Here is a 13,307-nt window from a genome sequence, read left to right as displayed (position 1 = left end):
CACGAAAGAAGGCTGAAGTCGGACATGAACGCAGACGGCCGTACCAGGCTCAACCAGACGCCCGAGTGGACCGCGCTGGCCAAGCACCGCGAGGAGCTCGGCGAGGTGCGGCTGCGGGAGCTGTTCGCCGCCGATCCGGGGCGCGGTGCGGGGTACACGCTGCAGGTCGGCGACCTGCACATCGACTACTCCAAGCACCTCGTCACCGACGAGACCCTGCGGCTGCTGCGTGAGCTGGCCGTCGCGACGGACGTGTTCGGGCTGCGGGACGCCATGTTCCGTGGCGAGAAGATCAACACCACCGAGGACCGCGCCGTTCTGCACACCGCGCTGCGCGCGCCGCGTGACGCGGTGGTCGAGGTCGACGGGGAGAACGTCGTCCCGGGGGTGCACGCCGTCCTGGACAAGATGGCCGACTTCGCCGAGCGGGTCCGCTCCGGCGTCTGGACCGGCCACACCGGCAAGCGCATCAAGAACGTCGTCAACATCGGCATCGGCGGCTCCGACCTGGGCCCGGCGATGGCGTACGAGGTGCTGCGCAGCTACACCGACCGCGGTCTCACCCTCCGCTTCGTGTCGAACGTCGACGGCGCCGACCTGCACGAGGCGACCCGCGATCTGGACGCGGCCGAGACGCTGTTCATCGTCGCGTCCAAGACGTTCACCACGATCGAGACGATCACCAACGCCACCTCGGCCCGCAACTGGCTGCTGGGTGAGCTGAAGGCGGGGCAGGAGGCCGTCGCCAAGCACTTCGTCGCGCTGTCGACGAATGCCGAGAAGGTCGCCGACTTCGGTATCGACACGGCCAACATGTTCGAGTTCTGGGACTGGGTCGGCGGGCGCTACTCGTACGACTCGGCCATCGGGCTCTCGCTCATGGTCGCCATCGGGCCGGACCGCTTCCGGGAGATGCTCGACGGCTTCCGGATCGTCGACGAGCACTTCCGCACCGCGCCCGCCGAGTCCAACGTGCCGCTGCTGCTGGGTTTGTTGGGCATCTGGTACGGCAACTTCCACGACGCCCAGTCGCATGCCGTGCTGCCGTACAGCCACTATCTGTCGAAGTTCACGGCGTATCTGCAGCAGCTGGACATGGAGTCCAACGGCAAGTATGTCGGCCGGGACGGGCGGGAGGTCGACTGGCAGACCGGGCCGGTGGTGTGGGGCACGCCGGGCACCAACGGGCAGCACGCGTACTACCAGCTGATCCACCAGGGCACCAAGCTGATCCCGGCGGACTTCATCGGCTTCGCCGAGCCGGTCGCCGAGATGAGTGACGAACTCAAGGCGCAGCACGACCTGTTGATGGCGAACTTCTTCGCCCAGACGCAGGCGCTGGCGTTCGGCAAGACTCCGGACGAGGTGCGTGCGGAGGGGGTGCCGGAGGAGCTGGTGACCCACAAGACGTTCAAGGGCAACCATCCGACGACCACGGTCCTCGCGCGTGAGCTGACCCCGTCCGTGCTCGGTCAGCTGATCGCGTTGTACGAGCACAAGGTGTTCGTGCAGGGCGCGGTGTGGAACATCGACTCCTTCGACCAGTGGGGCGTGGAGCTCGGCAAGGTCCTCGCCAAGCGGGTCGAGCCCGCGCTGACCGAGGGCGCGGACGTGCCGGGGCTGGACGCGTCGACGAAGGCGCTCGTCGCCAAGTACCGGGAGCTGCGCGGCCGGCAGTGACCGCGGATGCGGACATCGGGCATGCGGGAAGCGGGCGGCGCGCGGTCGTCCGCTTCCCGTAGACTCCCTCGTCGATCAAGAGCGTGAATCACTCGGGGGAGTGCAAGTTGACGAATCCATACGGGAGTTGGACAGGCGGCGCACTGACCGCCCGTTCGTTCCTGAAGCCCCACCATGTGGCGCGGTCGGTGTTCCACCCGACCTGGATCCCGGGCTCGCTGGATCCTTCGGTGGACGCGCTCAAGAAGGCGCGGGTCATCGCGGGCGCGGTCGCGGCGTTCGGGGTCTACACCTTCGTCGAGGGCGGGTTCGCCTTCGACGAGATGCTGGACAACGCGGCGACCGCCTGTGTCGTCCTGCTGTTCGTCACACCGCTCACGGTCGGCGTGATGCTTCACATCTGGCGGCGTTCCGGCGCGGGCACAGTGGGGCAGTTGCGGGGGCCGCTCGTCAGGTCGCTGAAGTTGCTGCTGCTGTTCATCGGCTCGGCGCTCGGAACGGTGCTGGTCTTCCGGATGGGCGACGCCTTCGGGGTCCTCGGGAGCATGGTGTCCGGCCTCCTCGGGCTCTGGATGGCCCTCTTCGTCATCGCCGGCGCGTACCGGATCTCGGGGAACTTCTTCGGCACCGCTGCCGTGCACCGCTGTCTGCCGCCGCTGCTCGCCACGGTGACGACCTGGCTCATGGCCATCCCCGATCTCATCACCGGCGACCTGCACGGCCTCGGCCTCGCGATGGGCGTCGTCTTCATCCTGGGCGCCCCCGTGACGGTCACGGGCATCGCCCTGCTGGAGATGGGCCGGCTCAGGGGCCGGTACGGCATCCGGCTGGCGGCCCACCCGGCCACCCTGCCGCCCACTCCGGCACCGGCCCCGCCGCCACCGTCGTACGCGCCGAACGGTTTCGTACCGCCCCAGGGCAACCCGTACGGCCCGCCGAGCGGGAGCCCCTACGCACCGCCGACCCGAAACCCCTACGGCTCGGCTCCCCAGGGCAGCCCGTACGCATCGGGCCCGCGGCCGCCGTACAGCCCGCCGCCCCCGCACCACCCGCGGTAGCCCCCGCAGGTCAGGCGACCGCGCTCAGTGTGTCCGCGAGGCGGCGGCGGGCCGCGCGGGAGGCCGGGACGGTGGCGAGGGCGGCTGCGCCCGTGACCGCCGCCGCGCCGAACAGCAGCAGGAGAGCGACGGACGGGCCCTGGGCGATCCCGGCGCCGATGCCGCTCGATCTGCCCTGGGCGTCGATCAGCCAGTGCCCGAGAGGTGCGCCCAGTGCCGTGCCGATGACGACCGCGGCCAGGGCGGTGCAGGCGGTGGACGTGACAGTGATCGCCGTGATCTGCCGTGGGGACAGGCCGATGGCCTTGAGGGCCAGCAGGTCGCGCTCGCTCTCGCGGACGGTGCCGCCGATCGCGGTCAGCAGTTCGATGAGCCCGATGAGGGCGAGTACGGCGATCAGGCCCACGACGACTCCGCGCAGAGGGGAGAGGCCGTCGGCGGGGTTCGGTACGGCGTGTACGTCCAGGCGTCCGTGTCCGGCGGCGGTCAGGCGGTCGGCCACCTCGTACGGTTCGGCGCCCGGGCGGAGCCGTAGCTCGTAGAGGGTGGGGCCGAGGCCCGGGTCGTTCTCGCGGAGGGTGTCGAGGGAGGTGGAGATGACCCGGCCGGCGTTCTCGGGTTCGATGCTGCGGCCCACGATGTGCAGGATCTGCGGCTGGTCTCCGACGGTCATCCGCACCCAGTCGCCGACCTTCACGTCCAGCAGATCGAGCAGGCCCTGTCCGGCCACTGCCTCGTCGCGGCTCTGCGCGGCACGGCCCTCGGCCAGGGTGTACGGGTAGGGGTCCTCGCGGGTACCGAGGCCGCGCAGGGCGATCGTGGCCGTCTGGCCGGGGACCAGGGCGGCCACCTCGACGCCGGGGTAGGCGGCGGCGACCTGCGGGTCGCGTTCGAGCAGTGTGCGGGCGTCCCGGTCGGGCAGGCCGGAGTCGGCGTGGACGGTGAGGGCGGTCGGCAGGCCGATCTGTTCGGGCCTGCTGTCGAAGCGGTCGATGGTGGTCCACGCGCTCATCGCCACCACGATCAGCAGCAGCGGCAGCGCGAGCCGGGCGACCGTGGCCAGCGACCGCAGACGCCGCGTGAACGCCCGGTGCCAGCCCAGCACCAGCGCGGGCGGCAGCCGCCGCCCGAGCGCCTGCCGGGCCACGCCGGAAAGCCGCCCGCCGAGCGGAGCCGCGGGCCGCGGCACCGGCACCGGGGGCACCCGCCCCGCCCGCCACGCGGCGAGCCCCGTGGTGGCGCCGATGAACAACACCGCGCCCACGGGCACCACGAACAGCGCCACGCTGTGCCCGGGCAGCCCCTGCCACACTCCGACCGCGTCCCCGAGCCGCCCCGGGACATGGCTGCCCACGGCCTGGATGAGAGCCGCCGCGGCCACGGCGCCCAGCAGCGCGTAGGCGAGGTGCTGGAGCAGGAAGACACGGACCACCTGACCAGGCGTGAAGCCGATCGCCTTCAGCACCGAGATGTCCCGCAGATGGCCGCGGATACGGGTGCCGATCGCCCCGTGCACGGCGAGCCCGGCGGCGGCCAGCGCGCCCAGCCCGAACAGGCCCAGCACCTGCCCGAGCAGCCGGTTGTCGCCCTGTGCCTCGGCGCGCGCCTGCTTCCAGGTGGAGACCTCGCCGACCGCGCCGGCGCCCAGCACGGTCACGGCGCGCTGTACGGCGTAGTCCGTGTCGTCCGGGTCCGTCAGACGCAGCCCGATCACCTGGCCGCCGGGATCGCGTACGGCGGCCGGTGGCGCCCAGACCAGACCCGGCTGTTCGCCCGGCCGGTAGCGCGGCTCGGCGCTGTCGGCGATACCGAGGACGGTCAGGGTCCGGCCGGTGCCGGGCAGGGTGAGCGTGTCGCCGGGGGCGGCCAGGAGGGCGCGGGCCAGGCGGCTCTCCAGGACCACGCCGTCGGGGTTCGCCGGGTCCAGCCAGCGGCCGGAGGTGAGGAGCGGTCGGTCGACGGTGGGACGCTCGGGGGTGCCGCGCAGCTCGACGGAGGCGCGGGTGCCGCGGGAGGCCAGGGGGGTGGAGGCGGTGGGGTAGGGGCCCGCGACCGAGTCGACGCCGTCGAGCTCGGCGAGTTTCCCGGTGTCGGCCGAGACTCCGGTGTGCAGCCACACGTGTGCGCCGCGCGCCTGGGTGAAGACGCGCTGCCAGGGGTTGGTGGCGTAGCCGAACAGCGCCGTGGCCAGCAACAGCGAGGCGACGATCCCTGCCGTGGCCAGCACGAGGAACAGCGCCTCGCCGCGGTGCGTACGCAGATCGGAGTGCGCCCAGCGCAGGGTGGCTCGCACGGGCCTCAGCCCCTCGGCCCGGATGCCGGGCAGTGGTCGTACACCCGTATGTCCACCCGTGTATCCACCTGCATGTCAGTCCTTGAGCTCCAGCACACCCGATATCCCCGCCCGGCGCGGCGGCGTGCCGCCGTCCAGTTCGGCGTCGTCGGCGATGCGGCCGTCGAAGAAGCTGATCACCCGGTCCGCCGCGCTCGCCAGCCGTGCGTCATGTGTGACCAGCACGATCGTCTGGCCGCGCTGGTGGAAGCGGGACAGCAGACGCATCACCTCGCGGGTGCCCTTGCTGTCCAGGCTGCCGGCGGGTTCGTCGGCCAGCAGCAGCGAGGGACGGTTGACCAGTGCGCGGGCCAGTGCGACGCGCTGCTGTTCACCGCCGGACAGCTCGCCCGGCATGCTCCGCTCCTTGCCTCCGAGGCCCAGCTCGCCCAGCAGCTCCGCCCGCTCGGCGCGGGCCCGCTTCGGCGGGACGCCGGCCAGCAGCGCGGGCAGCTCGACGTTGTCGGCGACGGACAGGTCGGAGACCAGGTTGAAGAACTGGAAGACGATCCCGATGCGCTTCCTGCGCTCCACCGCCCAGCGGGCCTCGCTCCACGCGTCGGCGCACTCGCCGTCCAGCCAGATGCTCCCGCTGTCGGGCCGCTGCAGTCCGCCGAGCAGATGCAGCAAAGTCGACTTACCGGCACCGGACGGACCGGTGACGGCCACGAACTCGCCCTGCCGGACGGCAAGATCGACCCCCCGCACGGCATGCGCCGGAGCGCCCTCGCCGTAATGCGTCTTGACCAGGGCCTCGGCGCGCAACAGGGGACTCTCCGCGCCCAGCGCAGGAGTGGAATCGTCGCTCACTCCAGCTCCTCCAGCTCTTCCTGGCACCGCTCGAGCCAGTCGAGGTCGGCCTGCAGATGCAGCATCGCGCCCTCGATCAGCAGATGGGCGATGCGGTTGTCCCGGTCCTCGGCGGCGGCCAGCTTCGACAGTTGACGCATGGTGTTCAAGTACTGGCGCCGCTGTCTGTTGATGAGGGCGATCTGGTCGGCGAGACCGGTCTGCGGGGCGACGGCCAGCTTCATGAAGAACTCGTCCCGCACCCGCGGCTCGTCCTCGGGCTCCTCGAACCAGGCGCGCAGCGCCTCACGCCCGGCGTCGGTGAGGTGGTAGACCTTCTTGTTGGGCCGACTCGACTGCTCGACGTCCTCGCCCTCTATCAGCCCCGATTTCTCGAGACGGCCGAGGGTCACATAGATCTGGCCGACGTTCGGCTGAGGGTACGCGGAGCCCAGCAGTTGCTCAAGGTCCTGCTTCAGCTCGTAGCCGTGCGCCGGGCCACGCGCAAGCAAGGCCAGGAGGGGCAGCCGCACTCGTGCTCTCCTCCTCGCATCCTGGTTAATGTGCTGCGAGGCCTAGTATCGCGCATACCTAACAGGTATACATGGCCTCTGACCCCGGACGAAGACGTTCGGCGCCAGGTGTACAGGGAGGAACCTATGCGGTGGATCCATGCCGCCGGTAGGGGCCTTCTCGTCCTCGTGGTGATCCTGACCGGCTATATCGCCTCCGGCGCCCGTGCCGACGAGGGTCCCGCGGCGGGCAGGGGGCCGATGACCCTCGCCACCGCGGGCGACCTCACCGGATATCTCGGTTCCGTTCTGGATGGCTGGAATCGCACCCACCCCGACGAGAAGGTCACCCTCGTCGAGCTGCCCGACTCCGCCGACGAGACCCACGCGCAGATGGTCACCGACCAGCGCGCCGGCGACCGCAGTCGCTTCGACGTCCTCAACATCGACGTCAGCTGGACCTCGGAGTTCGCCGCGCAGGGCTGGATCCGCCCGCTGGCACGCGACCGCTTCCCGCTGGACACCTTCCTGCCGCCGGTCGTGGACACGGCGACCTATGACGGGCAGTTGTACGCGGTCCCATACGTCACCAACGCCGGCCTCCTCCTCTACCGCAAGGACATCCTCGCCAAGGAGGGCGTCGACCCGCCGCGCACCTGGTCAGCACTGGAACGGGCCGCGAGGACCATCGCGCCCGAGTACGGCCTGGACGGCTACGCGGGCCAGTTCCTGCCGTACGAGGGCCTCACCGTCAACGCCGCCGAGGCCGTCTACTCGGCGGGCGGCTCGATCCTCGGCGACGAGGGCGAGCGCGTCACCGTGGACTCGACGGCGGCTCGCGAGGGCATCGGGTTCCTCGCCCGGGGCGTGCGCGAGGGCTGGATCCCGAAGCGGGCGCTCACCTTCAAGGAGGAGGAGTCGAAGCAGGCCTTCCAGGACGGCCGCCTGCTCTTCCTCCGTAATTGGCCGTACGCCTATGTCGGCGCCTCGGCCAAGGGCTCGCCGGTCGCCGGGAAGATCGGCGCCGTACCGCTGCCGGGTCCGGACGGACCGGGGACGAGTGTGCTGGGCGGCTCCAACCTCGCCGTCAGCACGCATGCCCGGCACCCCGACTCGGCTGCCCGCCTGATCGCGTACCTGACCAGCGAGCGCGTCCAGCGCCAGGTCCTCACGCGCGGCGCGCTGCCGCCCGTACGGGCCGACCTGTACGAAGATCCCGGGCTGGTGCGGGAGTTCCCGTATCTGCCGACCCTGCGCGAGAGCGTGCGCACGGCCGCGCCGCGCCCCAAGAGCCCGCGCTACGACCAGGTGAGCCTGGTGGTGCAGGCGGTCGTGCACGACGCCATGGCCGGGCGTGAGACGCCCGAGGCGGCGGTGCGGCGGCTGGCGCGGGAGCTCGACGCGCTCGCTCGTCGCTAGTCGCTGACTAGTTACTTGTTAAGTAACGCCGAGGTCTCTTCTCGGGTCGTTTCTGGCGAATAAGTCCGGATATTACCGGCTAACCCCTCGGTAGCTTACGTCCTACTCGTTGACACCCTCGCGACACACCTACTTAACATGCATGCATAACGAGTTCCCATGCAGAGACAGGGCGATGGATTGAACAGGCAGCACTGGTGGCGCGACGCGGTGATCTACCAGGTGTACGTCCGCAGCTTCCTCGACAGCACCGGCGACGGCGTCGGCGACCTCGCCGGGGTCCGGGCCGGGCTGCCGTACCTGAAGAAGCTCGGGGTCGACGGGATCTGGCTGAGCCCCTTCTACCCCTCCCCGCAGCACGACCACGGCTACGACGTCGCCGACTACTGCGACGTCGACCCGCTCTTCGGCGACCTCGCCGAGTTCGATCTGCTGGTGGCGACGGCCCGGCGGCTCGGCATCAAGGTGCTGCTCGACATCGTCCCCAACCACTGCTCCAGCGAGCACCCGTGGTTCGAGGAGGCGCTGGCCGCCGAACCCGGCAGCGCCGTCCGTGCCCGCTTCCACTTCGCCGACGGCCGCGGCCCCGACGGGGCCGAGCCGCCCAACAACTGGCACTCCATGTTCGGCGGCCCCGCCTGGAGCCGGGTGACCGAGGCGGACGGGCGGCCCGGCCAGTGGTACCTGCACATGTTCGCGCCCGAGCAGCCCGACTGGAACTGGCGCAACCCCGAGATCGCCGCCGAGTTCGACCGGATCCTGCGCTTCTGGCTGGACCGGGGCATCGACGGCTTCCGCATCGACGTCGCCGCCGGCCTCTACAAGCACCCCGAGCTGCCCGACTCCGACGACCCGGAGGCCGACGCCCGCACCCGCGACTCGGTCAACCCGCTCGCCTGGAACCAGCCCGAGGTGCACGACGTGTGGCGCCGGTGGCGCTCCATATGCGAGGAGTACACCGCCCGCGACGGCCGCGAGCGCCTCCTCGTCGGCGAGGTCTCCGTCCCGACCGCCCGCGAACACGCCCAGTACGTCCGCTCCGACGAGCTCCACCAGGCCTTCTTCTTCGACCTGCTCAGCGCCCCCTGGGAGGCCGACGCCTTCCGCAAGGTCATCTCCGAGGCCATGCAGGACATCGCCGGCACGGGCTCGACGGTCACCTGGGTCCTCAACAACCACGACCAGGTCCGCACCGTCACCCGCTACGGCGAACCCGCCACCGAGGGCAGCGGCCTCGGCGCCGCCCGCGCCCGCGCCGCCGCGCTGCTGATGCTGGCGCTGCCCGGAGCCGCGTACATCTACCAGGGCGAGGAACTGGGCCTGCCCGAGGTCGTCGACCTGCCGGACCACGTGCTCACCGACCCGATCTTCCACCGCACCGGCAGCCGGGCCCGTATTCGTGACGGCTGCCGGGTGCCGCTGCCCTGGTCGGGACAGGCGTCCCCCTTCGGCTTCACGTCCGGTGTCGAGAGCGCCAAGCCGTGGCTGCCGCAGCCGGAGTACTTCGCCGAGTACGCCACCGACCGTGCCCTCGCCGACACCCGCTCCTTCTGGCACCTGTACCGCGACGGCCTCCAACTGCGGGACGCACTGCCCCAGTTGGGCGAGGGCACCCTGCGCTGGCTGGAGACCCCGCCCGGCGTCCTGGCCTTCGTCCGCGGCGACGGCCTCGTCTGCGCCGTCAACTTCGGTACGGCGACCGTGCCCGCGCCGGTCTCCGGCTCCCCGCTGCTGTCGAGCGGCCCCTGCCCGGCCGGCGTGCTGCCCGGCTCGACCGCCGCCTGGTGGATGAGCGACGGGACCGAATCCACCCCTGCCTGATACCTGCCTGATTTTCCGTCAGTTCCCCCACCCCCGAAGGGACATCAACGATGATGCGACGACGTACCACCCTGCTCACCGGCTGCACCGCCCTCGTCCTGGCACTCGGCGCGACCGCCTGTGGCGGCGGGCCGGTCTCCGCGGGCGGCGGTGACAAGGGGCTCAGCGGCCAGACGGTCACCGTGGCCGGTGTCTGGTCCGGCACCGAGCAGAAGAACTTCCAGAAGGTGCTGGACGCGTTCACCGAGAAGACCGGCGCCAAGACCCAGTTCACCTCCACCGGGGACAACGTCTCCACCGTCGTCGGCAGCAAGATCGAGGGCGGCAACGCCCCCGACGTCGTGATGGTCCCGCAGGTCGGCGTGCTCCAGCAGTTCGCGAAGAACGACTGGCTCAAGCCGCTGTCCAAGACCACCCAGCAGTCCGTGGACACCAACTTCGCGCCCGTGTGGAAGGACTACGGCAGCGTCGACGGCACGCTCTACGGCCTCTACTTCAAGGCCGCCCACAAGTCGACCGTCTGGTACAGCCCCGACGCCCTCGCCCAGGCGGGCGTCGAGCCGCCGAAGTCGTACGACGCCATGCTGAAGGCCGGACAGACCGTCTCCGACTCGGGCCTCGCCGCCTTCTCGGTCGCCGGGCAGGACGGCTGGACGCTCACCGACTGGTTCGAGAACGTCTACCTCTCCCAGGCCGGACCCGAGAAGTACGACGCCCTCGCCGCGCACGAGCTGAAATGGACCGACGCGTCCGTGGTCGAGGCGCTCAGCACCCTCGGCAAGCTGTTCAAGGACAAGCAGCTGATCGCGGGCGGCCAGAAGGGGGCCCTCAACACCGACTTCCCGGGCTCGGTGGAGAAGGTGTTCGGGCCGAAGCCCGAGGCGGGCATGGTCTACGAGGGCGACTTCGTCGCGGGCGTCGCCAAGGACCAGTTCGGCAAGTCGATCGGCGAGGACGCGAACTTCTTCCCGTTCCCGGCGGTCGGCGGCGGCGAGGCGCCGGTGGTCAGCGGCGGTGACGCGGCCGTCGTCCTGAAGGACGGCAAGAACCAGAAGGCCGGCATGGCGCTCCTGGAGTACCTGGCGACACCGGAGGCCGCGGCGGTGTGGGCGGAGGCCGGCGGCTTCCTGTCCCCGAACAAGAACGTCGACCTCGCGTCGTACGGCGACGAAGTCACCCGCGCGACCGCCAAGTCCCTTGTCGCGGCGGGCGATTCGGATTCGGTCCGCTTCGACATGTCCGACCAGGCCCCGGCGGCCTTCGGCGGCACGAAGGGCGCGGGTGAGTGGAAGCTCCTGCAGGACTTCCTGCGCGACCCGTCGGACCCGAAGGCGACCGCGGCGAAGCTGGAGGCCGCGGCGGCCAAGGCGTACGAGGGCCAGGGCTGACCGGACATGACCGCCACTCTCCTGAAAGAGGCGAGCCGCGGGGCCGCCGTGAGCCCGGGCAGGGAACGTGCCCGGCGCTCGCGGCGGCGCGCGCGGATCATCGCCCTGCTCTTCGTCTTCCCCGCGCTGCTCCTGCTGGGCGCGCTGGTCGTGTATCCGGTGCTGTTCTCGGTCGGCCGCAGCTTTTTCGACGCCTCCGGCACCCGTTTCGTGGGCGGCGAGAACTACACCGAGATGTTCCGCGACCCAGCCACCCTCAAGGCCATCCGCAACACCACGATCTGGGTCGTCGTGGCCCCGGCCCTGCTGACCGGCCTCGGCCTGATCCTGGCCGTGCTGGTGGAGAAGGTCCGCTGGGCGACCGCCTTCAAGCTGCTGCTGTTCATGCCGATGGCCGTGTCCTTCCTCGCCGCCGGCATCATCTTCCGGCTCGCCTACGACGAGGACCCGGACAAGGGCGTGCTGAACGCCGCCGCCGTCTCCGTGCACGACGCCTTCCAGGGCACGTCGACGTATCCGACGGCCCGGGCGCGCGACGGGCAGGGGCTGGCGAAGGGGGCGGACGGCTCGTACCGCCTCACCGCGAGCGTGTCGCCGGGAGAAGCGGTGACGCTGGGGCTGGTCGGCGTCCTGCCCGCCGACCTGCCCGGGGACGCCCGGCCGGCGTACGCGGCGGCGGAGCGGAAGGCGAGCCCCGGTGAGCTGAGCGGGGTCGTGTACCTCGACTTCACGCCCGGTGGGGGAGGGGAGCAGGGCAAGGTCGACCGGCGGGAGAACGGGCTGCCGGAGATGAACGTCGAGGCGGTGCGTGCCGGGAAGACGGTCGCGTCGACGACCACGGCGGCCGACGGCTCCTTCCGCTTCGAGGGGCTGGACGAGGGCTCGTACACGGTGAAGCTGCCGGCCTCGAACTTCGCCGCCCCCTACGAGGGCATCTCCTGGCTCGGGCCCACGCTCGTGACACCGGCGATCATCGGGGCGTACCTGTGGATCTGGACGGGCTTCGCCATGGTCCTGATCGGCGCGGGTCTCTCGTCCCTGCCCCGGGACGCGCTGGAGGCGGCGCGGATGGACGGCGCGAACGAGTGGCAGATCTTCCGGCGCATCACGGTGCCGCTGCTGGCGCCGGTGCTGACGGTGGTCTTCGTGACCCTCGTGATCAACGTGATGAAGGTCTTCGACCTCGTCTACATCATCGCGCCCGGGCCGGTGCAGGAGGACGCGACCGTGCTCGCCACGCAGATGTGGCTGGTGTCGTTCGGTGGCGGCAACAACCAGGGGCTGGGCAGTGCGCTGGGTGTGCTTCTGCTGTTGCTGGTGATCCCCGCCATGGTCTTCAACGTCCGTCGTTTCCGAGGGAGTCAGCGATGAACACGGTCAGGCGCGGGCTGGGCAACGGGGTCGTCCAGGCGCTTCTCGTGGTGGTCGGGCTGGTGTGGCTGACGCCGCTCGCCGGGTTGTTCCTGTCGTCCTTGCGGTCCGCCGAGGACACGGCGAAGGGCGGCTGGTGGACCGTGATCACCAGTCCCGGCCAGCTGTCCTTCGACAACTACTCGGCGCTGCTGGGGAACGCCGGGATCAGCCAGGCCTTCTGGAACACCGTGCTGATCTCGGTGCCGGCGACCGTGCTGGTGGTCGTCCTCGCGGCGCTCGCCGGGTACGCCTTCGCGTGGCTGGACTTTCCCGGGCGGGAGGCGATCTTCCTGGTCGTGGTGGCGTTGCTGGTGGTCCCCGTGCAGATCGGGTTGTTGCCCGTCGCCAAACTCTTCGGTCAGCTGGGGCTGTTCGGCACGATTCCCGGGGTCGTCCTCTTCCATGTGGCGTACGGGTTGCCGTTCGCCGTGTTCCTGCTGCGGAACTACTTCGCCGAGATGCCGAAGGAGATGCTGGAGGCGGCGCGGATGGACGGGGGCAGTGAGTGGCGGATCTTCACGCGGCTGGTGCTGCCGGTGGGGCGGCCGGCCATTGCCTCGCTGGCCATCTTCCAGTTCCTGTGGGTGTGGAACGACATGCTGGTGGCGTTGCTGTTCGCCGACAGTGCGTCGCAGCCGTTGACGGTTGAACTCCAGTCGCAGATACGGCAGTTCGGCAGCAACATCGATGTGCTGGCGCCGGGGGCGTTTGTGTCGCTGGTGGTGCCGGTGGTCGTGTTCTTCGCGTTTCAGCGGCACTTTGTGCAGGGGGTCATGGCGGGGTCGGTGAAGTAGGGTTCCTCGCCCCCGCCGCCCCTACCCATTCCCGTCCCCTGGGGGCTGCGCCCCCAGACCCCCGCTGTCGGCCCTTCGGGCCTCGTCCTCAAACGCCGGAC

Annotated in this window: 10 protein-coding genes; 7 read left to right on the top strand and 3 right to left on the bottom strand. The window is 70.6% G+C overall.

All coding sequences use genetic code 11. From position 1 onward, the window contains the following. Positions 1-24 precede the first annotated feature (24 nt). Together pgi and ACIREI_RS03480 are read left to right on the top strand one after the other, a co-directional pair. Positions 25-1,680, top strand: a complete 1,656-nt coding sequence (pgi, locus tag ACIREI_RS03485; protein ID WP_403326928.1) for a glucose-6-phosphate isomerase — start codon at positions 25-27, stop codon at positions 1,678-1,680. 107 nt (positions 1,681-1,787) lie between these two features. Beyond that, complete coding sequence (locus ACIREI_RS03480) at positions 1,788-2,738, top strand: hypothetical protein (protein ID WP_403326926.1); 951 nt, start codon at positions 1,788-1,790, stop codon at positions 2,736-2,738. 10 nt (positions 2,739-2,748) lie between these two features. Here the strand turns inward: ACIREI_RS03480 and ACIREI_RS03475 are convergent, their stop codons facing one another. From ACIREI_RS03475 to ACIREI_RS03465, 3 genes are all read right to left on the bottom strand, one after another. After that, positions 2,749-5,031, bottom strand: a complete 2,283-nt coding sequence (locus ACIREI_RS03475; protein ID WP_403326924.1) for an FtsX-like permease family protein — start codon at positions 5,029-5,031, stop codon at positions 2,749-2,751. A 75-nt stretch (positions 5,032-5,106) separates the two neighbouring features. Then, positions 5,107-5,880, bottom strand: a complete 774-nt coding sequence (locus ACIREI_RS03470) for an ABC transporter ATP-binding protein (protein ID WP_403326923.1) — start codon at positions 5,878-5,880, stop codon at positions 5,107-5,109. Next, complete coding sequence (locus ACIREI_RS03465) at positions 5,877-6,392, bottom strand: PadR family transcriptional regulator (RefSeq protein ID WP_048585079.1); 516 nt, start codon at positions 6,390-6,392, stop codon at positions 5,877-5,879. The genes ACIREI_RS03470 and ACIREI_RS03465 overlap by 4 nt, the downstream gene beginning before the upstream one ends. Positions 6,393-6,518: 126 nt before the next feature. Between ACIREI_RS03465 and ACIREI_RS03460 the strand changes: the two genes are divergently transcribed. The 5 genes from ACIREI_RS03460 (at position 6,519) to ACIREI_RS03440 (ending at position 13,206) form a co-directional block, all read left to right on the top strand. Then, positions 6,519-7,790: an ABC transporter substrate-binding protein gene (locus tag ACIREI_RS03460; RefSeq protein ID WP_403326921.1), complete on the top strand. Its 1,272-nt coding sequence runs from the start codon at positions 6,519-6,521 to the stop codon at positions 7,788-7,790. A 159-nt stretch (positions 7,791-7,949) separates the two neighbouring features. Continuing rightward, the gene (locus ACIREI_RS03455) at positions 7,950-9,611 is read left to right on the top strand and encodes a glycoside hydrolase family 13 protein (protein ID WP_403326919.1); all 1,662 of its coding nucleotides are present in this window, start codon (positions 7,950-7,952) and stop codon (positions 9,609-9,611) included. Between the two features lie 50 nt (positions 9,612-9,661). Further along, positions 9,662-10,999 (top strand): ABC transporter substrate-binding protein, encoded by a 1,338-nt coding sequence (locus ACIREI_RS03450; RefSeq protein WP_403326917.1) that lies wholly within the window; start codon positions 9,662-9,664, stop codon positions 10,997-10,999. A 6-nt stretch (positions 11,000-11,005) separates the two neighbouring features. Further along, positions 11,006-12,370, top strand: a complete 1,365-nt coding sequence (locus ACIREI_RS03445; RefSeq protein ID WP_403326915.1) for an ABC transporter permease subunit — start codon at positions 11,006-11,008, stop codon at positions 12,368-12,370. Next, positions 12,367-13,206, top strand: a complete 840-nt coding sequence (locus tag ACIREI_RS03440) for a carbohydrate ABC transporter permease (RefSeq protein WP_403326914.1) — start codon at positions 12,367-12,369, stop codon at positions 13,204-13,206. The genes ACIREI_RS03445 and ACIREI_RS03440 overlap by 4 nt, the downstream gene beginning before the upstream one ends. Positions 13,207-13,307: the final 101 nt, after the last annotated feature.

It is taken from the genome of Streptomyces sp. NPDC093591 (assembly GCF_044764885.1).
In the GTDB taxonomy this organism is placed as follows: domain Bacteria; phylum Actinomycetota; class Actinomycetes; order Streptomycetales; family Streptomycetaceae; genus Streptomyces.
This window is presented reverse-complemented; position numbering and strand designations above follow the sequence as displayed.

Bases quoted from the DNA above. Each gene is read 5' to 3' on its own strand.
- pgi (WP_403326928.1), top strand. From the start codon at position 25: ATGAACGCAGACGGCCGTACCAGGCTCAACCAGACGCCCGAGTGGACC.
- ACIREI_RS03460 (WP_403326921.1), top strand. From the start codon at position 6,519: ATGCGGTGGATCCATGCCGCCGGTAGGGGCCTTCTCGTCCTCGTGGTG.
- ACIREI_RS03455 (WP_403326919.1), top strand. From the start codon at position 7,950: ATGCAGAGACAGGGCGATGGATTGAACAGGCAGCACTGGTGGCGCGAC.
- ACIREI_RS03450 (WP_403326917.1), top strand. From the start codon at position 9,662: ATGATGCGACGACGTACCACCCTGCTCACCGGCTGCACCGCCCTCGTC.
- ACIREI_RS03445 (WP_403326915.1), top strand. From the start codon at position 11,006: ATGACCGCCACTCTCCTGAAAGAGGCGAGCCGCGGGGCCGCCGTGAGC.
- ACIREI_RS03440 (WP_403326914.1), top strand. From the start codon at position 12,367: ATGAACACGGTCAGGCGCGGGCTGGGCAACGGGGTCGTCCAGGCGCTT.